This is a genomic window from Ancylobacter sp. 3268, assembly GCF_031456575.1.
GTDB lineage: Bacteria > Pseudomonadota > Alphaproteobacteria > Rhizobiales > Xanthobacteraceae > Ancylobacter.
In genome coordinates, this window is record NZ_JAVDUX010000007.1 from 128,404 (window position 1) to 147,387 (window position 18,984).

Consider the following 18,984-nt stretch of genomic DNA (forward strand, 5'->3'; position numbering starts at 1 on the left):
CCGCCCTCACCAGAGCCGGGTGGCGGGCAGATGCAGCCCGAGACCGTAGGAGAACAGCACCAGACAGAAGCCCACCAGCCCCACCGCCAGCAGCGCGGTCTCCAGCGGCTTGTAGTGGCGGCCGGCGATCCGCGCGCCGATCACCACCGCCAGACCGGCGACCGGGAAGCCCCAGTCCTCGATCAGCAGCCCGAACAGCAGGATGCTGCCGATGAGCAGCAGCAGCGGCCGGACGTCGATGGCGCCGATCTCCTCGGTCTCGGTCAGGAAGGAGCGGATGATGAGGATGCCGCCCAGCAGGATCAGGCCGCTGCTCACCATCAGCGGGAAATAGCCGGCGCCCATGCGGGCGGCGGTGCCGATCGGGTAGTCCGAGCCGATGATGATGGCGAGCGCGCCGAGGCTGCAGAAGAACAGCCCGGTGAGGAAGTCGGAGGAGAGCTTGATGTCCATGGATGACCCCGTTTCCGCCTCGGCCGCGCGAAGGGCGCGTCGGCACGATGGCGGCAGGATGACCGGATGCGACGTGTCGAGGCCGGCACCGCCTGAGGCGGCCGGCCCCGCACGGGTGTCGCCAGCGGGCGGGCGCCCGTCCGCCGGATCAGTCGGCCGCATCAGTCGGCCTTTGCGCCGATTTCCTTGATGATGCCGCTCCATTTGTCGGCGTCGGCCTGGATATAGGCCTTGAAGTCCGCCGGGCTGGGGCTGGAGACCGCGATCACACCGGATTCACCCATGCGCGCCCGGATGGTGTCGTCCTTCATCGCCTCGACGATGGCGGCGTGCAGCTTGTCGATGATCGGCTGCGGCGTGCCGGCCGGCGCGAGCACGCCCTGCCAGGAGGAGGAGACGCTCTTGGGGAAACCCTGCTCGGTCATGGTCGGCACGTCCGGCAATTGCGGCACGCGCTGCTTGGTGGAGACGCCGAGCGCCTTCAGCCGGCCGCCCTTCACATGGTTGATGCCGGAGGAGATGGTCACGAACATCAGGCTGACATGCCCGCCCATGACGTCGGCGGCGGCCGGTCCGGCACCGCCCTTATAGGGCACGTGGATCATGTCGAGCCCGGCCTCGCGGCGGAACGCCTCCATCTCCAGCCGGTTCACCGAGCCGGTGCCGGGCGAGGCGAAGTTCACCTGCCCCGGCCGGGCCTTCACATATTCCACCAGTTCCTTGACGTTGTTCGGCGGGAATTGCGGGTTGGCGATCAAAAGGCCGGGCGTGTCGGCGACGATGGAGATCGGGGCGAAGTCCTGCAGCGGCTTCACCCGCAGGCTGGAGAAGATGTAGGGGTTGATCGACACCGTGCCGACATTGCCGAGGAACAGCGTGTAGCCGTCCGGCTTGGCGCGGGCGGCGAGGTCCATGCCGACATTGCCGGCGGCGCCGTCGCGGTTCTCCACCACGATCTGCTGGCCGAGGATCTGCGACAGCCGCGGCTGCAGCAGGCGGGCGGCGAAGTCCGAGGCGCCGCCCGGCGCGAACGGCACGATCAGGGTGATCGGCTGGTTCGGATAGTCGGCTTGCGCCGATGCGGGCCGCGTGGTGGCGAGGCCGGCGGCCAGCACGGCCCCGGCCAGGGCCACGCCGGAAAGCACGGCACGGCGGGTGACAGGCAGACAGGCTTTCATCGTTCCCTCCCAGGAATCGCGGCGCCGCTTGTTGTTGTGGCTGGCGCCGTTTCAGCGTGCAGTGTCAGGCACTCGGTCGTCGGGTACGCCTCAGGTCCCGTTGCCTCAGGCCCCGTTGCCTCAGGCCATCGCGGCCTCGCGCATCATCTCGCGTTCGCCCTCCACTTCGAGCGGCAGCTTCACCGGCCGCCTCAGCTTGGCGGAGAGGTCGAGTGCCTTGGTCAGCATCAGCCGGTTATGTGCCTCGGCGGCCGTCGCGTGCTGCGTCGGCAGGTCGAGCGCGATGCGGTTGAGCCAGGATTCGGTCTCGGTGCGCATCGGTCCGCGCAGTTCGCCGAGCGCCATGTCGCCGGGCGGATAGCTGCCCATGAAGTCGACGAGGCGGGTCTTGTCCGGCAGGTAGCCCTCCTCCTGCGGCGCCGAGACGGCGAGCACGATGTCGCGATGGGTGTCGTCGATGGTCAGCACGCCGGTGGTGCCGACGATGCCGACCTCGAGGCTGTAGACGGCACCCGGCCAGGTCACCGGCAATGCCCAGGAGATGTTGAGATGGTAGATCGAGCCGTCGCTCATCATGATCATGCCGGCGGTGCCGTCGATGCCGCGCCAGTCGGGGCCGAGCACCTTGTCGACCGAGCGGGCATAGACCTCCACCGGCGTCTTGGCCTCCAGGTACCACATGACGATGTCGAGCGCGTGGGTGCCGGAGATCACCATCGGCGAGATGGTCTCCGGCGCGTTGGAGCGACGGTAATTGTCGATCGCCACCAGCCGGTTCATGAAGGCGCGGGAGGTGACCATGGTCACGTCGCCGAGCGCCCCGGTGCGCACCTTCTCCTTCGCCGCCAGCCAGCGGCGGCGGAAGCGCTGGGTATAGCCCACCACCGCATCGACGCCGGCCGCCTCGATCTCGCGCAGCACGCGGGCGGAATCGTCGAGATGCGTCGCCAGCGGCTTTTCGATCAGCATCGGCAGCTCGCGCTCCAGCGCCGCCATCACCGGATCGACATGCAAATGCTCGTCGGTGGCGACGATCACCGCCGTCACCTCCGGCCGCTTCAGCAGGTCGCGATGATCGGTGGTCACGAAATCGGCGCCGATCTCCGCGCCGACGCGCCGCCCCTTCTCGGCGTCGATCTCCGCGAGGCCGATCCATTCCACCGCCGGATGGCGGGCGGCCACCGCGCCGCGGAACAGGCCGACGCGTCCGGCACCGACGATGGCGAGGCCGATGCCCTTGGGCGAGTTGCGGCGCATCACAGGGCTCTTTCCGGCTTAGCGCCCGTGCGGCGAAGGCTCAGCATCATCATTCTCTCCCGACCTCGTTTTTCCTGCTTGTTTCGGAGCGGACCATCCGGCGGCGAACCGCGCAAATGCTCTTTCACCATCGGCACATAGCGAACCGGCATGGGTCCGCTGCCGGGAGCGGCCGCGCCTTGCGTCCCTCCCTATTCAGGAGGCGGCGAGCGAGGCTGCCTTCAGGTCGCTGATCTGCGCCAGCGCGCGGTTCGACAGCGGCAGGTCGACCGGCTCGTTGATCGCCGCCGAGAGATCGGCCGCCATGTAGCTCTGCATCACCATGCGGGCGTGCTCGGGGGCCACCATCACCGGGCGGTCGCGCAGCACGGATTCGAGGAAATGGATGGTCTCCGGTCCCATCTGCCCGGCGAACACATGGTCGACCTGCTCGCCCGGCATGGTCGACATCGGAAAGCGCGTGCCCTCGCTCACCGTGCTCAGCCAGTTGTCGCGCTGGGTGTCGTCGAGGATCAGCGCGCCCTCGGTGCCGGTGATCTCGATCCAGGTGCCGCAATAGTTCGGATAGGCGGGCGGCAGGTTCCAGCCGCCGCCGATCACCACCAGCGTGCCGTTGTCCATGGTCACCGTGGACCACATGCAGTCATAGGAGCCGTTGACCTCCTGCATGTAGCCATAGGCGCCCTGCGAATAGACCCGTAGCGGCTTGGCGGGCTCCAGCAGCCAGAACACGAAGTCGAGGTCGTGCGTCGATTCCATCGCCGCCGGGGAGAGCTTGATGCGCGAGGCGATCTTCTTGCCGAGACTGCGCGACAGATGGCGCGAGACCATGATATTGACGACACGCCCCAGCGTGCCGTCGGTGACCTTCTTCTTGGCATAGGCGATCTTGGGGTTGAAGCGCTGCGAATAGCCGATGGTGAACTTCACCCGGTTGCGCTGGGAGAGCTCGATCAGCTCGTTCGCCTCCCAGAGTTCCATGGCGATCGGCTTCTCCAGCAGCACATGCTTGCCGGCCCTCAGGCAGTCGCGGGCGATCGGGTAGTGCGTGCTCTCCGGCGTCGTCGAGATGTAGACCACCCCGATGGCGTCGTTCTCGACGATGTCGCGATAGTCGAGCGTCGCGGTGGCCGGCTTGGTGAGAAGGCGCACTTCCTCCAGCCGCTCGGGACGAATCTCGCAGATGTGCAGTTTGTCCACCAGCGCCGAGCGCGAAAGGGTCTCGGCGCGAATGCCTCCGCACCACCCGGTCCCGATGACCGCGACCTCGACCTGCCTCATCACGTTCTACCCTCGGCCATTGTTCTGCTTGACCGCGAGCGGACCATGCGTTGCTGAGCCGCGCAAATGCTCTTTCGCCATTGGGACATAGTGAAAGGGCATGGGTGGACGAACGGGTGAGGCGCCGCCACGCGGCGCCGCGGCCGCATGGAACCAGGTAACGGATCCTGCAATTCCGGGACTGTCGATCATAGCGCGACCTGCGGGTCCGCATCGAGGATGTGCTCTGGCCCCACGCTCCAAGGACTCCGCCCCGCCCCGTCGACATGGAGGAGGCGGGCGGCGATGCTAGCGGCGATGCTATAAGCGGGCACGCCGCACCGCCGCTGCCGGCCATCGAGGGGAGGCACATCATGACCATCGCCGCCGAATCCGATACCGGCGCGCCTCCCCTGGCCGCTCCCGCCGCCGTGGTGACGCTCGGCATGTACGATCCGCCGTTCCTGCACGCGGCGCAGGACGCGCTCTGGGCGAGCCTGCGCCGCGCCCTCGTCGCCGAGGGGGTGGAGGCGCTCGCCGGCCGGCTGCCGGCGGCGCTCGACCGCGCGCGGCCGATCGGCGAGGCGCTTGTCGATCCCCGCCTCGCGCTCGGCCATACCTGCGGCTACCCGCTGCGCACCCGCTATGCCGGCCTATTGAAGCCGGTCGCCACGCCGGCCTATGCCACGCCCTATACCGAGGGCGGCTGGCACCGCAGCGCCATCGTGGTGCGCGCGGACGAGACGGTGCCCGACCTCGCGGCGCTGCGCGGGCGGGTGGCGGCGATCAACGGCACCGACAGCAACAGCGGCATGAACCTGTTCCGCGCCGCGCTGGCGCCGCTCGCCGGCGGCCAGCCGTTCTTCTCGGCGGTGGTGGAAACCGGCGCGCATCTCGCCAGCGTCGCGGCGGTGGCGCAGGGGCGCGCCGACGTCGCCGCCATTGACGGCGTCACCTTCACCCTCGCCGCCCGCCACGCACCCGAGCGGGTCGCCGGGGTGCGGGTGCTCGCGGTGACGCCGGCCAGCCCCGGCCTGCCGCTGGTCGTGCCGGTCGCGACGCCCGAGCCGCAGGTCGCGGCGATCCGCCGGGCGCTCGACGCCCTGCTCGCCGATCCGGCGGCCGCCGACGCCCGCGCGGCTTTCGGCCTGGTCGGTTTCGAGGCGATCCCGGAGGCGGCTTACGACCGGGTGATCGAGCTGGAGAACGCCGCCATCGCGGCTTCCTATCCCCGCCTTGCCTGAATGCCGGCCGGCACCATGCCACCGGCGCGGCGGGCGATCGGCGAACCATGCCCTGCCCGCCTCTTCCGGCCTGCCTAATGCGGCATCATTCCGGCCCGCAAATTGCAGCTTATTCCCGCTTAAAGCGCCCTCGCCGCCGCGTTACGCTCCGTGGCGGATCGGGGGGTCGCAGCGGGAGAGGATGGACGTGCGCCATTTCGATAGCGATGCGCTGGCCGCGCTGGTCGCCGTGGCGGATTTCGGCAGCTTCACCGCCGCCGCCGAGCATCTCGGCAAGACCCAGGCGGCGGTCAGCATGTCCGTCGCCCGGCTAGAGGAACGCCTCGGCAAGAAGCTGTTCGAGCGCGGCCACCGCCGCGTCACCGCCACCGTCACCGGCGAATGCCTGATCGGCTATGCCCGCCAGATCCAGTCGATCGAGGCCGAGGCGCTGGAGTCGGTCGCCGACCGGGTGACCGAAAGCCGGGTCCGGCTCGGCATGCCCGACGATTTCGTCGGCTCGATCGGCGAGGCGCTGCTGCACCGCTTCAGCCCGCAGAACCGTGCCCTCTACATCGACCTCAGCTGCGATTTCTCGCGCAAGCTGCGGCTGATGATGAACAATGGCGAGCTCGATGTCGCCATCGTCACCCAGTGCGCGGAAGACCCGCCGGACCAGGTGTTCCGCTATGAGCGGCAGGTCTGGTGCACCGGTCCCAACGGCCGCCCGGAGGACGAGGAGGTGCTGCGCCTCGCCATGTTCTCCGATGAGTGCTCGGCCCGGCCGCGGGTCTTCGCGACGCTGGACCGCGCCGGGCGGGCCTGGCGGCTCGCCCATACCTCCTCGCATGTCAGCGGCATCCATCTCGCCGTCGCCTCCGGCAGCATGCTGACGGTGCTGCCGGAATCGGCGGTGCCGGCCGGCTGGCGCTGCCTCGGCGAGGCGGACGGCCTGCCCGCCTTGCCGGCGCTGCCGCTGGTGCTGCTGGTCAGCCGCAGCGAGCGCCTCGCCGCCCGCCGCCTCGCCGCCTTCCTGCGCTGCGAATTCGCCCGGCCCTACGAGCCCGGCATTGGTTCCGTCGGCTGGATCGCGACGACGGAGGAGCGCGAGCTCGCCCCCGCCGGCAATAAAGCGGGCTTATGAAACCATAAGAACTTGTTGGCCCGCCCCGGCCTGGCGGCGATTGACGCTGCCGGCACCGCGGGACCACAGTATCGCCAACTCGTCATCGAGGGCGATCTCCAGCGGCACTCCTTGCCGCTGCCGGAAAGCTTCATCGCAGAGAACGATATCCGGGCGGAAACTCCGAAGGTTCATCTGATTTCGGCGGGTGAGACATCTGGAGACGACTATGCGCCTTGACCGCAGGACTTTCATCGCCGGCGTAGCCGCCGCCTCCACCTTCGCGATGACCGGGCGCGCCTCGGCCGCCACGACGCTGAAGGTGGCGCATTCCTCCCCCGAGGACAGCCTCATCCAGCAGGCCCTCGTCAAGTTCAAGGCCGATGTCGAGAAATCGACCGGCGGCAGCGTGAAGGTAACGATCTTCGCCAACGGCCTGCTCGGCGACGAGGGGCCGGTCTGCGAGCAGGTCGGCGACGGGTCGATCGACATGGGCCTCGGCGGCGTCATCGATGCCATCGACCCGCGCCTCAGCGTCGTCTCGCTGCCCTTCCTGTTCGACAGCTTCGCCAAGGTCCACACCGTGCTGGACGGTCCGGTCGGCAAGCAGCTCGCCGGCATGGCCCCGGCCAAGGGCTACGAGATCGTCGGCGTGCTGGATTCCGGCTTCCGCAGCTTCACCAACTCGAAGAAGCCGATCGTGAAGCCGGAAGACATGGCCGGCCTCAAGATGCGCACGCCGCCGATCCCGGTCGCCATCGAGACCATCAAGACGCTGGGCGCGCTGCCGCAGGCCATTCCCTATGGCGAGGTGTACACCTCGCTGCAGAGCGGCGTGGTGGACGGCGCCGAGCCGGAGCTGCGCGACTTCTACGACGCCAAATGGTACGAGGCGCAGAAGTACCTGTCGCTGTCGAACTACATGTGGATGGCCAATTGGTGGTACGCCAACAAGGCCAAGCTCGACAGCCTCTCCCCCTCCGAGCGCAAGGCGGTCAACGACGCCGCCACGGCCACGCAGGGTTGGTACCGTAACGCCATCTCCGGCGCCTATGACGGCGTCATCGCCAAGCTGAAGGAGAAGGGGCTTCAGGTGAACGCCGTCGACACCGTCCCCTTCGCGGCGATGGTCGGCCCGGTCTACGAGACCTTCTCGAAGGAATACGGCGCCGATCTGGTGAAATCGGTGCGCGACGCGGCGGCGAAGGCGTGAGTGCCCCGGCGCCGTCGAGCCGGCCCGGCCTCGCCGGGCTCGGCCGTGCCGTGCATCTCGGCCTGACATGGGCCGGGATGCTGGCGCTGCTTGTGCTGATCGTCTCCACCGGTCTCGGCGTGGTCGGCCGCTATCTCCACCTCCAGGGCGTCACCTGGTCGTTCGAGATGCTGTCGATCATGTTCCTGTGGATCACCGCGGTCGGCACCGTTCTCGCCGAGGCGGTCGGCGAGAACGTGTCGGTCGACGGCACCAGCAGCGATCGTGGCCCGGTGTTCCGCCTCTATCACGCGCTGGTGCTGCTCCTGGTCTCCGCCGCGCTCGTCCGCAGCGGCACCGCGATGCTCGGGCGCACCGGCTACATGCCTACGCCGGTGATGCGCATCCCGTCCTGGACCATGCAGGGCATCGTCCTCTTCATGGGCATCGGCCTCGGCATCATCGCGCTGCTGCGCCTGTTCCGCATCCTCCGCTAGACCGCGACGGACGCTATGACCCTTCTCGTTCTCTTCGGCGTGTTCGCGCTCACGCTCTATTCCGGGGTGCCGGTCGCCTGGTCGATCGCGATTTCCGCCCTCGCGGTCATCACGCTCGGTTTCGTGCCGCTGCCGCCGGCCTGGTTCGCCCAGCAGGTGTTCAACGGCGCCAACTCCATCGCGCTCGCCGCCATCCCGCTGTTCCTCGTCGCCGGCGGCATCATGAACGAGGGCGGCCTCACCCGGCGCATCATCAATCTGTGCGACGACCTGTTCGGCCGCATCCGCGGCGGCCTCGGCCTGGTCAACGTCGCCACCTGCATGGTCTATGGCGGCATCACCGGCTCGGCCACCGCCGACACCGGCGCCGTCGGCTCGGTGATGATCCCGGCGATGACCGAGCGCGGCTACCCGAAGGACTTCTCCGCCGCGGTCACCGCCGCCGCCGGCACGCTCGGCATCATCATCCCGCCCAGCGTGGTGATGATCATGTACGGCGTCATCACCAACACCTCGATCGGCGGGTTGTTCGCTGCCGGCATCATCCCCGGCCTGATGCTCACCGTCACCTTCATGCTGACCGCCTATTGGGTCGGCGTGCGCGAGAACTTCCCCAAGTCGGAGACCCGGCCGACCATCGCCTCCTTCGGCAAGCACCTGTTCCGCGCTTTGCCGGCGGTGCTGATGCCGGTCGGCGTGCTCGGCTCCATGCTCACCGGCATCGTCACCCCGACGGAAGCCGCCTTCGTGGCGGTGGTGTGGGCGCTGGTGGTCGGCAGCCTCATCTATCGCGAGATCGGCTGGGGCAAATTGTGGAAGGTCGGCGACGAGACGGTGAAGATGACCGGCGCCATCATGATCATCATGGCCGTCTCGGTGCCGTTCTCCTGGATCCTCACCGTCGAGGAAGTGCCGCAATGGACGGCCAGCCTGCTGCATGATCTCGGCGCCGGCTATGTCGTCACCACGCTGCTGATCATTCTGCTGCTGACCTTCGTCGGCACCTGGGCCGATCTCGGCCCGACGCTGATCATCCTCGCGCCCATCGTCCACCCGATCGGCCTCGAAATCGGCCTCCAGCCTTACCAGCTCGGGCTGATCTTCGTGATCTCCGGCGGCATCGGGCTGTTCACCCCGCCGGTGGGCACCAACATCTTCGTGGTCTGCAACATCGCCAAGATCGGGGTGAACCCGGTCACCCGGCGGCTGATCCCCTTCTTCATCAGCAGCAACATCTGCCTTCTGGTCGTCGCCTTCGTTCCGGCCACCACCGAATGGCTGCCCAAGCTTCTCGGCTTCTGACAAACCTCTGATATGACTGGAGTAAATGACATGGACGCACTGACGGTGCCGTTCGGCGTCTCGAGCAGCGCCCGCAAATTGCCGCTGCTCGACGGCAAGGGCTTCACGGTGTCCCGCAGCCAGGGCGCCCGCCTGTTCGATACGGAAGGCCGCAGCTTCGTCGATTACGGCATGGCGATGGGCGCCACCCTCGTCGGCCACGCGCATCCCGCTGTCGTCGAGGCCTGCATCAAGGCGCTCGAAAACGGGCCGATGCCGGGATTTCCCAACGATATCGAGGAGTTGGCCGGCACGGCACTGGTGCGCATCGGTGGCGCCCGCGTCACCCGTGCCACCTTCGCCACCACCGGCACGGAAGCCGTCCACCTCGCCTGCCGCATCGCCCGCGCCACCACCGGCCGGCGGCTGATCGCCAAGGCGGTGGGCGGCTATGACGGCTGGTTCGACCCGGTGCGCTTCGGCCTCGTCGAATCCGCCGAGGCCGAGCGCACCAACGAGCGCCCGGTCAAGGAAGGCACCACGCTGTTCCGGGTCAACGAAGTCGATGATATTGATCAGCTTTTCGACGAAATGGGCGACGATCTCGCCGCCATCCTGGTCGAGCCCATGCTCGGCAACACCGGGTGCCTCGTTCCCGAGCGCGCCTTCTTCGAGCATCTGACCCGGCGCGCGCAGGAGAACGGCACGCTGATCATCGCCGACGAGGTGATGGTCGGCCTTCGCCGCGGCGTGAAGCTGGTGTCGGAGGAACTCGGGCTGATGCCGGACCTCGTCGCTCTCGGCAAGGCCATCGGCAGCGGCGTGCCGGTCGCCGCGGTGCTCGGCACGCCCACAGCCTTCGAGGTGGTGGAGGACGGCACGGTGCCCTGCTTCGGCACCTATCACGGCAACCCGCTGGTCGCCTCGGCGGTGCTGGCGACGATGAAGCTGCTGGAGGACGAGAGCCAGTACACCCGCCTGTTCGATTGGGGCGCCGCGCTGCGGCGCGCAGTGGTCGAGGCCTTCGCCGCCGAAGGCATCACCGCCATCACCACCGGTTTCGACAGCGTGTTCTCGCTGTGGTTCACCGACCGGATGCCGCGCAGCTATGACGAGGCCAAGGCCAAGGTCCGCCCGGAGGCGACCAGGCGGGTGAGCGACACGCTGCGCCGACACGGCGTGGTCGGCCTGCCCTCGCCCTGGGGGCGGTACTTCGTCTCGCTCGCCCATGGCGACAGCGAGATGGAGCAGACCGTGCTGGCCTTCCGCGCCGCCGCGCGCGATCTCGCCGCTTCGGGCTTCAAGGGATGAGCGCCGCCAGCGACGAGGCTCCGGCCCGCTTCCTCGTGACCGGCGCCAGCCGCGGCATCGGCGCCGCCGTCGCTCTCAGGCTGGGGCGCCAGCACCGCGCGCAACTGCGCATCGCCCTGGCGGCCCGCTCCACCAGCGCGGCGCTCGCCGAGGTGGCGGCGGAGCTCGCCGATCTCGGTGCCGCCGTCACCACCCTCGCCGGTGATCTTACCGACGCCGCGATACCGGCGCGGCTGGTCGCCGAGGCGACGGCGTTCTGCGGCGGGCTCGACGGTGTGGTCGCCAATGCCGGCATCACCGGGCCGGCACCGCTGGCGACGCTCGACCCGGCCGAGTGGGACCGGCTTTTCGCGGTGAACGCCCGCGCGGTCTGGCTGCTGGCGAAGGCGGCTCATGCCGATCTCGCCGCCAGCCGCGGCGCCTTCGTCGCGGTGGCCTCGGCCTCCGGCATCGCGCCGCATCCCGGCATGGGCGCCTATTCGGCGAGCAAGGCGGCGCTGATCATGCTGTGCCGCCAGCTGGCGCAGGAATGGGCGCCCGCCGGCATAAGGGTGAACAGCGTCTCCCCCGGCATGATCCGCACCACGCTGACCGAATCCATCTACCGCGACCCGCAGGTGGCGGCCGAGCGCAACCGCATCGTGCCGCTCGGCCGCGTCGGGCAGGCGGAGGACGTCGCCGCCACGGTGGCGTTCCTGCTCGGTCCCGGAGCAGGCTTCATCGTCGGCCAGAACATCTGCATGGACGGTGGCTACACCGAATCCGCCCTCGGCCGCATTCCCGGCCGGCCGCGCCCGGCCTGAGCAACGCCACGTGTCGTGCCAACCGACGAACCGCGAGCGGCCGGTGCTGCTGCGCATCCTGCCCATCTCGTTCGTCAATTTCTGCACCTATCTCGGCGTCGGCGTGCCGCTGGCGATCCTGCCGGTCTATGTCATGCACCAGCTCGGCTACGGGCCGGTGCTGGCCGGCCTTTCCGTCAGCAGCCAGTTCCTCTCGACCGTGGTCACCCGCTCGCTCGCCGGCCGCATGTCGGATGCCATCGGCGCCCGCCGCACCGTGCTTTACGGCCTGACGGCGGCGTTGCTGGCCGGTCTCATGCTCACCTGCGTACCGCTGGTCGAGGCAACGCCCCTCCTTGCCTATGCGGCCATCGTGATCAGCCGCCTGCTGCTCGGTTTCGGGGAAAGCTGCTCGGGCACCGCGACCATCACCTGGAACATCGGCCGTGTCGGCACCGCCCATACGGCGCAGGTCATGTCCTGGGGCGGGGTGGCGGCCTATGGCGCTATCGCCGCGGGCGCCCCCATCGGCGGCGCCGCCTTCGACGCGCTGGGCCTGTGGGCGGTGGGGTTCGTCACCGTGCTGGCGCCGCTGGCCGGGCTGCTGGTCGCGCTGCTGCATGGCGAGACCCCGGTGATTCCGGGTGCGCGGCAGAAGGCCGGACCCACGCTGGCGCTGGTGCTGCCCTTCGGCGCGGCGCTCACCCTCGGCGCCATCGGCTTCGGCGCGGTGGCGAGCTTCGGCGGGCTGATGTTCCTCGCCGCCGGCTGGCAGGGCGCCTCGCTTCTGGTCTCGGTGTTCGGCCTGTGCTTTGCCGGCTCGCGCCTCCTCTTCGGCGGCCAGATCGCCCGCGTCGGCGGCTTTCGCGTCGCGATCCTCGCCCTCGGGCTGGAGACGCTCGGCCTCGCGCTGATCTGGCTCGCCCCGGCGCCGCTGCCGGCGCTGATCGGCGGCGCGCTGGCCGGCCTCGGCTTCGGCATGGTGTTCCCCTCGCTCGGCGTCGAGTTGATGAAGCGGGTGCCGGCCGCCAGCCGTGGCGGCGCGCTCGGCCTCTACACCGTGTTCCTCGATCTCGCCTTGGCGATCACCGGGCCACTGGCCGGCCTCATGCTCGCCTGGCTGGATTATCCGGGCATCTTCGCCATTTGTGCCCTGTGCGCGGCGGCGGGCATCGGCATGATCGCCCTCTGCCGCGCCCGGCCGAGCGAGGCCTGACGCCGTGACCGGAGCCCCGCCGCCCGCGTCGGGTCAGACCGGTGCAAGCGTCCCGTCGGCGACCAGCGCGCCGATCGCCTCGGCGAGCCGCGCCTCGGCGGCGGCCGACAGAGCGCCGACCGGCGGCAGCGAGCGGCCGATCGGCAGGCCGATCAGCGCGAAGGCCCGCCGCACCGTCTCGGGGAACTGCTCGGCAAACAGCGCGTCCATCAGCGGGTTGAGCCGGCCCTGCATCGCCAGCGCTTCCTTGACCTGCCCCTGCTCCGCCCGCTTCTGCACCTCGCTCCAATAGCCGGGCAGCAGCGAAGCCGAGGTGAGCACGCCGCCCTTGGCGCCGAGCATCACCTGTTCGACGAAGAGCGTGTCCTGGCCGGACAGCAGGCAGAAGCGCTCGCTCACCAGCCGCGCCAGCTGGTCGAAATGGTAGAGGTCGGTGCTGGAGGCCTTCATCCCGATGATGAGCCCCTCCTGCTCCAGCCGGGCGATGGTGGCCGGCGTGGTGACCATGCCGGTGCGGTAGGGATTGTCGTAGAAAACGATGGGCAGCTTCAGCTCCGGCGCCAACACCCGGAAATAGCGCAGCGTGCCCTCCTGGTCCGGGCGGGCGTAATAGGGCGGGATCACCATCAGCCCGTCGGCGCCGGCCTCGCGATAGGCGCGGCCGCTTTCCAGCGCCCCGCCGAGGCCGGGATCCAGCACCCCGGCGATCACCGGCACCCGGCCGGCGGTGGCGGTCACCGTGATCTCGACGATGCGGCGGCGGTCGGCGAGGCTGAACGAGTTCGCCTCGCCGGTGCCGCCGACCGGCACTAGGCCGGAGGCGCCGCGCGCGATCTGGTAGTCGACGATGGCCGCGAGATTGGCCTCATCGATCGCCCCGTCGGCCGTCAGCGGCGTGGGAAAGGCGGGGATCAGCCCGCGGAACATCAGCTCGGCCATTTTCGCCCCCTCAGCCCAGATTGATCCAGGTCGCCTTCAGCTCGGTATATTTCTCCAGCGCGTGCAGCGACTTGTCGCGCCCGAAGCCGGATTGCTTGAAGCCGCCGAACGGCGAGGAAATGTCGCCATGGTCGAAGCAGTTCACCCACACCACCCCGGCCCGCAAGGCCGAGGAGGCCTTGAACGCCTTATTGATGTCGCGAGTCCAAACCGCGGCGGCGAGGCCGTAGGTGGTGTCGTTGCCGATGCGGATCGCCTCGTCGATGTCCTTCGCCGCGAGGGTGGCGAGCACCGGCCCGAAGATCTCCTCGCGGGCGATGGTCATGTCGCTGGTGACATCGTCGAACAGCGTGGTCTCGATGAAGCTGCCTTCCGAGGCGATGCGCTTGCCGCCAAGCTTCAGCTTGGCGCCCTCGGCAATACCCTTTTCGATATAGCCCATCACCCGCTCGGTCTGGCGGGCATCGACCATGGCGCCCATCTCGGTCGCCGGGTCGAGCGGGTCGCCGACCTTGATGGCGCCGCCGACCTCGATCACCTTCTCGACGATGCGGTCCTTCACGCTCGCCTCGACCACCAGCCGCGAGCCGGCGTTGCACACCTCGCCCTGATTGTAGAAGATGCCCCAGGCCGCCGAGGTGGCGGCGGCATCGAGGTCCGGCGCGTCGGCGAGAATGATGTTCGGGCTCTTGCCGCCGCATTCGAGGCCGACCCGCTTCATGTTGGACTGGCCGGAATACTGCAGGAAATACTTGCCGACCTCGGTCGAGCCGGTGAAGGCGACGGCGTCGACGTCCATATGCAGGCCGAGCGCCCGGCCGGCGGTCTCGCCGAAACCCGGCAGCACGTTGAACACGCCGTCCGGAATGCCGGCCTCGCTCGCCAGCGCGCCGAGGCGGATGGCGGTGAGCGAGGACTGCTCGGCCGGCTTCAGGATCACCGAATTGCCGGCGGCGAGGATCGGCCCCAGCTTCCAGGCCGCCATCAGCAACGGGAAGTTCCACGGCACCACCGCGGCGATGACGCCGAGCGGCTCGCGGCGGATCAAGGAGACGGCAGTCGGCGCCGTCGGGGCGATCTCGTCATACACCTTGTCGATGGCTTCGGCGTACCAGTCGATGCACTGCGCCGACAGCGGCAGGTCGACGGCGAGGCTGTCGCGGATCGGCTTGCCCATGTCGAGCGTCTCGAGCAGCGCCAGCTCCTCGGCATGATCGGCGATCAGCGCCGCGAAGGCCTTGAGCCGCTTCTTGCGCTCGCGCGGCGCCATGCGCGACCAGGCCCCGCTCTCGAACGCCGCCCGCGCCACCTTCACCGCGTGATCGACATCTTCCTTGTCGCAGGCCGCGACCTGCGTCAGCACCCTGCCGGTGGCGGGATTGACGCCGTGGAACAGCTTGCCGGACAGCGCGGGGAGATAGCGTCCGCCGATAAAAGCCTGGCCGTTGAGGGAAAGCGACGCGGCACGCGCGTGCCAATCGATCGAAGCGGGCGAAGCGGACATGGAGGAGATCCTGAAACAAGCGGCCGGCAGTGCGCGAACGGCCTCCGAACAACGACGCGCATGATAGGCAGCGCTTTCATTCACCTCCACATCTTTTTTGGTTTTCTGAAAAATGAATTGGCTTATTCGCCATATGCCGCTATCGCTATAGACTGTGAAAGCCTGCCTCTTCGGCGGGACCACCGGTCGGATGAAACGGATTTTTCCCCTCCATGTCGCCCATGAAGATCGCTGACGATGCCACACGCATGCCGGCCGGCATGAGCAATCCCGACGACGAAACCCAGAAGCTCGGCCAGCGGATTCGCGACCTGCGGCTCAAGGCGGGGATGACGTTGTCGGACCTCGCCAAGGGCACCGGCGTGTCGATCGGCACGCTGTCGCAGCTGGAGCGCGGCCTGGTTTCGCCGACCGTGCGCACCGTCTATACCGTCGCCAACGCCCTCGGCGTCATGCCGGCCTGGCTCATCGACCCGTCGCAGAGCCCGATCCAGACCTCGGAAAGCCGTTATATCGTAAGGGCCGGGCAACGTTCCCGCCTGCTCGACATCGATGGCATCCGCAAGGACATCGCCTCGCCATCGGCGAGCGAGCGGCTGCGCGGCTTCTTCATGGTGATCCAGCCCGGCTGCAACTCGGGGTCCCAGCCCTATTCGCACAAGGGCGAGGAGATCGGCTTCCTGCTGTCGGGCTCGCTCGAACTGCAGATCGACGGCGAGACCTTCAGCCTCAACGAGGGCGATTGCTTCGCCTTCTCCAGCGACAAGCCGCATCATTTCGCGAATCTCGGCGCGCGCCCGGCTTCGGTCTTCTGGGTGAACGCCGATATTTAGCGCGTTTAGTTTTCAGAATTTTGAAATTGCACATTGCAGTTCTGAAAATCGGCTGTCATAGTCCGGCCATGCCCTGCGGGGCGACGGCGCGCGGTCCTGAGGGCCGCCCGGCAACCGAAGGACGTGCCGCTCGTGGCTCAATCATCGGCCCAATCATCCTCCGCATCGGATCTCAGCCCCTGGACGGCGGTGGTGCTGCTGGCGCCGCTGACGGCCGTGATGCTGCTGATCCTGATCTACCCGCTGGGGCTCACCCTCTGGACCAGCCTGTATAACGGGCGCTTCTCCTTCGACGCCTATGCCGAGCTCGCCTTCAGCACGCTGTTCCTGCGGGTGCTGCGCAACACCTTCGAGATCGCCGTCGGCGGCACGCTGGTCAGCCTGCTCTTCGGCTACCCGGTCGCCCTGCACCTCGCCGCCCAGCCGCCGCGCCGGCGCACCGCCTATCTCATCATGGTCATGCTGCCGTTCTGGACCAGCATCCTGGTGAAGAGCTTCGCGCTGGTGGCGGTGTTCGGCAATCAGGGGCTGATCAACCAGTTTCTCGGCTTCGTCAGCGGCGGCACGGTCAACCTGCCGATGATGTTCAACCGCATCGGTGTGATCCTCGGCATGATCAACTTCCTGCTGCCGTTCATGATCCTGTCCATCCTCGGCAGCCTCCTGTCGCTGGACCGCCGGCTCATCCTCGCCGCCGAGACCATGGGCGCGGGTCCGCTGCGCATCTTCTGGAAGATCACCCTGCCGCTCAGCATGCCCGGCGTGCTGGCCGGCGTGCTGATCAACGTCACGCTGTCGATCGGCATGTACATCACCCCGGCGCTGCTCGGCGGCCGGCAGGACATGATGGTCGCCAACCTCGTCGACTTCTACACCCGCCAGACGCTGGACTGGACCGCCGCCTCCGCCACCGCCATGGTGCTGCTGGTCCTGTCCGGCCTGCTCGTCGCCATGCTCGGCAAGGTGCGCGGCGGCGCCGGCCTTGCGGGAGCCGGCGCATGAACGAGCTGTTCGGTTCGAGCCGCCTCGCCCGCGGCCTCGTCGCCTCCATGGCCTGGCTCTGCTACGCCTTCCTGCTGGTGCCGAGCCTGATCGTCATCCCGATCTCCTTCGGCAATCCCGGCCAGATCGAGTTCCCGCCCCGCCAGTTCACCCTGGAGCTGTACCGCCAGTTCTTCACCGATCCTGCCTGGTGGGGCTCGACGGTGCAGAGCCTGCTCGTCGCCTGCCTGACCACGCTCGCCACGCTGGTGCTCGCCGTGCCCGCCGCCTATGCGCTCGCCCGCTCGCGCCTGCCGGGGCGCGGCGGCCTGCAGGGCCTGTTCATGATGCCGATGCTGGTGCCGGTCATCGTGCTCGGCCTCGGCCTCTATCTCCAATATTCGAACTGGGGCCTGCTCGACACCACCGCCGGCCTGGTGCTCGCCCATGTCATGCTGACGACGCCCTACATCATGGTGTCGGTGATGTCGGGCCTCAGCCATTCCGATGTCGCCCTGGAAACGGTCGCCTCGATCATGGGCGCCTCGCGGCTGCGGATCTTCTTCCGCGTGGTGCTGCCGCAGCTCAAGGCCTCGATCGCGGTGGGGGCGCTGTTCGCCTTCCTGATGTCGCTCGACGAGGTGGTCGTCGCCTATTTCCTCACCGGCACCGACAGCATGACGCTGCCGGTCAAGATGTACTCCTCCATCCGCTGGGAGCTGACGCCGGTGCTCGCGGCGGTTTCCACGCTGCTCACCGTTCTCTCGCTGCTGATCGCCCTCGGGATCATCGCGATGCAGGGCAAGACCGAGGCCTCCCAATGACCGCCACTCCCGTCCCCGCGATGGTCGAACTCCAGGGCGTCGCCAAGCGCTATGGCGAGGTCAACGCCCTGCACCGGGTCGACCTTTCCATCGCCAAGGGCGAGTTCGTCACCCTGCTCGGCCCCTCCGGCTCCGGTAAGACGACGCTGCTCAACCTGATCGCCGGCATGATTGCACCCTCCTCGGGGCGGATCGTCATCGACGGGCGCGACGCCACCACCCTGCCGACCAACCGGCGCGGCCTCGGCATGGTGTTCCAGAACTACGCGCTCATGCCGCACATGACGGTGTTCGAGAACATCGCCTTCCCGCTGGAGGTCCGCCGCCTGTCCAGGGCGGAGATCAAGCGCAAGGTCGGCGAGGCGCTGGAGTTGATCCAGCTCGGTCATGTGGCGCACCGCAAGCCGCGCGAACTCTCCGGCGGCCAGCAGCAGCGCATCTCGCTGGCGCGCTGCATCGTCTACAACCCGGCGCTGATCCTGATGGACGAGCCGCTCGGCGCCCTCGACAAGAAGCTGCGCGAGCAGATGCAGCTGGAGATCAAGCGGCTGCACGCCGAGCTCGGCATCACCATGCTCTATGTCACCCATGATCAGGACGAGGCCCTGACCATGTCCGACCGCATCGTGCTGATGAATGGCGGGCGCATCGAGCAGCAGGGCACGCCGGACACGCTGTATTTCCGCCCGGAGACGGTATTCAGCGCCGAGTTCATCGGCTCGTCCAACCTCATTCCCGGCACGATCGAGATCGGCTCCGATGGCGCCTATGCGCTGAAGACCGCGCTCGGAAGCTTCGACGCGCCGGCGCCCGAGCGGGCGATGCAGGCCGGCGAGCCCGCCGTGCTGCTGGTGCGGCCGGAGAACATGGCGCTGGCCGACGCCGCGACGCCGGCCAGCGTCGCCGGCCATATCGAGGATTCCATCCTGCTCGGCGGCGTGGTGCGCCATTTCGTGCGCTGCCCCGACGGGTCGAGCCTGATCATCCAGGAGCTCAACCAGCCCGGCCGCCCCGGTGCGCACCGGGGCGAGGCGGTCCGCGCCGCCTGGCAGCCGCAGCACGGCCGCCTTCTGCCGCCGGCGCCAGCGCCGGCAGGCTGACCGACGATCAACGAACACGAAAACAAGAGG

At 68.4% G+C, this 18,984-nt stretch carries 19 protein-coding genes; 13 read left to right on the forward strand and 6 right to left on the reverse strand.

Translation table 11 applies throughout. The features are described from left to right. Nucleotides 1-6: 6 nt before the first annotated feature. The 4 genes from J2X65_RS12115 to J2X65_RS12130 all read right to left on the reverse strand — a co-directional run bounded on the left by J2X65_RS12115 (nucleotide 7) and on the right by J2X65_RS12130 (nucleotide 4,169). Entirely contained in the window at nucleotides 7-453 is a 447-nt protein-coding gene (locus J2X65_RS12115; RefSeq protein ID WP_213364649.1) for a tripartite tricarboxylate transporter TctB family protein, read from the reverse strand. A 161-nt stretch (nucleotides 454-614) separates the two neighbouring features. Next, nucleotides 615-1,631, reverse strand: a complete 1,017-nt coding sequence (locus J2X65_RS12120; protein WP_310201260.1) for a tripartite tricarboxylate transporter substrate binding protein — start codon at nucleotides 1,629-1,631, stop codon at nucleotides 615-617. A gap of 120 nt (nucleotides 1,632-1,751) precedes the next feature. Then, a complete protein-coding gene (locus J2X65_RS12125) occupies nucleotides 1,752-2,888 on the reverse strand; it encodes a Gfo/Idh/MocA family oxidoreductase (RefSeq protein WP_310201262.1) in 1,137 nt (378 codons plus the stop codon). Nucleotides 2,889-3,083: 195 nt separating this feature from the next. Then, nucleotides 3,084-4,169, reverse strand: coding sequence for a Gfo/Idh/MocA family oxidoreductase (locus J2X65_RS12130; protein ID WP_310201264.1), 1,086 nt, complete (start codon nucleotides 4,167-4,169; stop codon nucleotides 3,084-3,086). A 353-nt stretch (nucleotides 4,170-4,522) separates the two neighbouring features. Between J2X65_RS12130 and J2X65_RS12135 the strand changes: the two genes are divergently transcribed. The 9 genes from J2X65_RS12135 (at nucleotide 4,523) to J2X65_RS12175 (ending at nucleotide 12,773) form a co-directional block, all read left to right on the forward strand. Then, nucleotides 4,523-5,392: a PhnD/SsuA/transferrin family substrate-binding protein gene (locus tag J2X65_RS12135; protein WP_310201267.1), complete on the forward strand. Its 870-nt coding sequence runs from the start codon at nucleotides 4,523-4,525 to the stop codon at nucleotides 5,390-5,392. Between the two features lie 187 nt (nucleotides 5,393-5,579). Next, entirely contained in the window at nucleotides 5,580-6,515 is a 936-nt protein-coding gene (locus J2X65_RS12140; RefSeq protein WP_310201269.1) for a LysR family transcriptional regulator, read from the forward strand. Nucleotides 6,516-6,530: 15 nt separating this feature from the next. Further along, on the forward strand, nucleotides 6,531-6,734 hold the full coding sequence (locus J2X65_RS12145; protein ID WP_310201271.1) for a hypothetical protein: 204 nt from the start codon (nucleotides 6,531-6,533) through the stop codon (nucleotides 6,732-6,734). Beyond that, a complete protein-coding gene (locus tag J2X65_RS12150; protein WP_310201274.1) occupies nucleotides 6,724-7,707 on the forward strand; it encodes a TRAP transporter substrate-binding protein in 984 nt (327 codons plus the stop codon). Before J2X65_RS12145 ends, J2X65_RS12150 begins: the two co-directional genes overlap by 11 nt. Beyond that, nucleotides 7,704-8,183, forward strand: coding sequence for a TRAP transporter small permease subunit (locus tag J2X65_RS12155; RefSeq protein ID WP_310201276.1), 480 nt, complete (start codon nucleotides 7,704-7,706; stop codon nucleotides 8,181-8,183). Before J2X65_RS12150 ends, J2X65_RS12155 begins: the two co-directional genes overlap by 4 nt. 15 nt (nucleotides 8,184-8,198) lie before the next feature. Continuing rightward, the gene (locus tag J2X65_RS12160; protein WP_310201278.1) at nucleotides 8,199-9,485 is read left to right on the forward strand and encodes a TRAP transporter large permease; all 1,287 of its coding nucleotides are present in this window, start codon (nucleotides 8,199-8,201) and stop codon (nucleotides 9,483-9,485) included. A 30-nt stretch (nucleotides 9,486-9,515) separates the two neighbouring features. After that, a complete protein-coding gene (locus J2X65_RS12165; RefSeq protein WP_310201279.1) occupies nucleotides 9,516-10,775 on the forward strand; it encodes an aminotransferase class III-fold pyridoxal phosphate-dependent enzyme in 1,260 nt (419 codons plus the stop codon). Further along, nucleotides 10,772-11,578: an SDR family oxidoreductase gene (locus J2X65_RS12170; protein WP_310201281.1), complete on the forward strand. Its 807-nt coding sequence runs from the start codon at nucleotides 10,772-10,774 to the stop codon at nucleotides 11,576-11,578. The genes J2X65_RS12165 and J2X65_RS12170 overlap by 4 nt, the downstream gene beginning before the upstream one ends. Nucleotides 11,579-11,588: 10 nt before the next feature. After that, nucleotides 11,589-12,773, forward strand: a complete 1,185-nt coding sequence (locus tag J2X65_RS12175) for an MFS transporter (protein ID WP_310201283.1) — start codon at nucleotides 11,589-11,591, stop codon at nucleotides 12,771-12,773. 33 nt (nucleotides 12,774-12,806) lie between these two features. Here J2X65_RS12175 and dapA read toward each other — a convergent pair whose 3' ends face one another. After that, nucleotides 12,807-13,712, reverse strand: a complete 906-nt coding sequence (gene dapA, locus J2X65_RS12180) for a 4-hydroxy-tetrahydrodipicolinate synthase (protein WP_310201284.1) — start codon at nucleotides 13,710-13,712, stop codon at nucleotides 12,807-12,809. A gap of 10 nt (nucleotides 13,713-13,722) precedes the next feature. Then, complete coding sequence (locus tag J2X65_RS12185) at nucleotides 13,723-15,216, reverse strand: aldehyde dehydrogenase (RefSeq protein WP_310201285.1); 1,494 nt, start codon at nucleotides 15,214-15,216, stop codon at nucleotides 13,723-13,725. A gap of 212 nt (nucleotides 15,217-15,428) precedes the next feature. On the opposite strand from J2X65_RS12185, the gene J2X65_RS12190 reads away from it, so the two are divergent. The 4 genes from J2X65_RS12190 (at nucleotide 15,429) to J2X65_RS12205 (ending at nucleotide 18,954) form a co-directional block, all read left to right on the forward strand. Further along, entirely contained in the window at nucleotides 15,429-16,049 is a 621-nt protein-coding gene (locus tag J2X65_RS12190) for a cupin domain-containing protein (protein ID WP_310201288.1), read from the forward strand. 132 nt (nucleotides 16,050-16,181) lie between these two features. Next, the gene (locus tag J2X65_RS12195; RefSeq protein ID WP_310201290.1) at nucleotides 16,182-17,051 is read left to right on the forward strand and encodes an ABC transporter permease; all 870 of its coding nucleotides are present in this window, start codon (nucleotides 16,182-16,184) and stop codon (nucleotides 17,049-17,051) included. Then, a complete protein-coding gene (locus J2X65_RS12200) occupies nucleotides 17,048-17,854 on the forward strand; it encodes an ABC transporter permease (protein WP_310201292.1) in 807 nt (268 codons plus the stop codon). The genes J2X65_RS12195 and J2X65_RS12200 overlap by 4 nt, the downstream gene beginning before the upstream one ends. Continuing rightward, complete coding sequence (locus tag J2X65_RS12205) at nucleotides 17,851-18,954, forward strand: ABC transporter ATP-binding protein (RefSeq protein ID WP_310201294.1); 1,104 nt, start codon at nucleotides 17,851-17,853, stop codon at nucleotides 18,952-18,954. Before J2X65_RS12200 ends, J2X65_RS12205 begins: the two co-directional genes overlap by 4 nt. Nucleotides 18,955-18,984 lie beyond the last annotated feature (30 nt).

What these genes read in the sequence shown, in the direction of transcription:
- dapA (WP_310201284.1), bottom strand. Translation starts at nt 13,712, where the DNA reads ATGGCCGAGCTGATGTTCCGCGGGCTGATCCCCGCCTTTCCCACGCCG.
- J2X65_RS12205 (WP_310201294.1), top strand. Translation starts at nt 17,851, where the DNA reads ATGACCGCCACTCCCGTCCCCGCGATGGTCGAACTCCAGGGCGTCGCC.
- J2X65_RS12200 (WP_310201292.1), top strand. Translation starts at nt 17,048, where the DNA reads ATGAACGAGCTGTTCGGTTCGAGCCGCCTCGCCCGCGGCCTCGTCGCC.
- J2X65_RS12170 (WP_310201281.1), top strand. Translation starts at nt 10,772, where the DNA reads ATGAGCGCCGCCAGCGACGAGGCTCCGGCCCGCTTCCTCGTGACCGGC.
- J2X65_RS12120 (WP_310201260.1), bottom strand. Translation starts at nt 1,631, where the DNA reads ATGAAAGCCTGTCTGCCTGTCACCCGCCGTGCCGTGCTTTCCGGCGTG.
- J2X65_RS12190 (WP_310201288.1), top strand. Translation starts at nt 15,429, where the DNA reads ATGTCGCCCATGAAGATCGCTGACGATGCCACACGCATGCCGGCCGGC.
- J2X65_RS12165 (WP_310201279.1), top strand. Translation starts at nt 9,516, where the DNA reads ATGGACGCACTGACGGTGCCGTTCGGCGTCTCGAGCAGCGCCCGCAAA.
- J2X65_RS12125 (WP_310201262.1), bottom strand. Translation starts at nt 2,888, where the DNA reads ATGCGCCGCAACTCGCCCAAGGGCATCGGCCTCGCCATCGTCGGTGCC.
- J2X65_RS12160 (WP_310201278.1), top strand. Translation starts at nt 8,199, where the DNA reads ATGACCCTTCTCGTTCTCTTCGGCGTGTTCGCGCTCACGCTCTATTCC.
- J2X65_RS12130 (WP_310201264.1), bottom strand. Translation starts at nt 4,169, where the DNA reads ATGAGGCAGGTCGAGGTCGCGGTCATCGGGACCGGGTGGTGCGGAGGC.
- J2X65_RS12115 (WP_213364649.1), bottom strand. Translation starts at nt 453, where the DNA reads ATGGACATCAAGCTCTCCTCCGACTTCCTCACCGGGCTGTTCTTCTGC.
- J2X65_RS12150 (WP_310201274.1), top strand. Translation starts at nt 6,724, where the DNA reads ATGCGCCTTGACCGCAGGACTTTCATCGCCGGCGTAGCCGCCGCCTCC.
- J2X65_RS12185 (WP_310201285.1), bottom strand. Translation starts at nt 15,216, where the DNA reads ATGTCCGCTTCGCCCGCTTCGATCGATTGGCACGCGCGTGCCGCGTCG.
- J2X65_RS12135 (WP_310201267.1), top strand. Translation starts at nt 4,523, where the DNA reads ATGACCATCGCCGCCGAATCCGATACCGGCGCGCCTCCCCTGGCCGCT.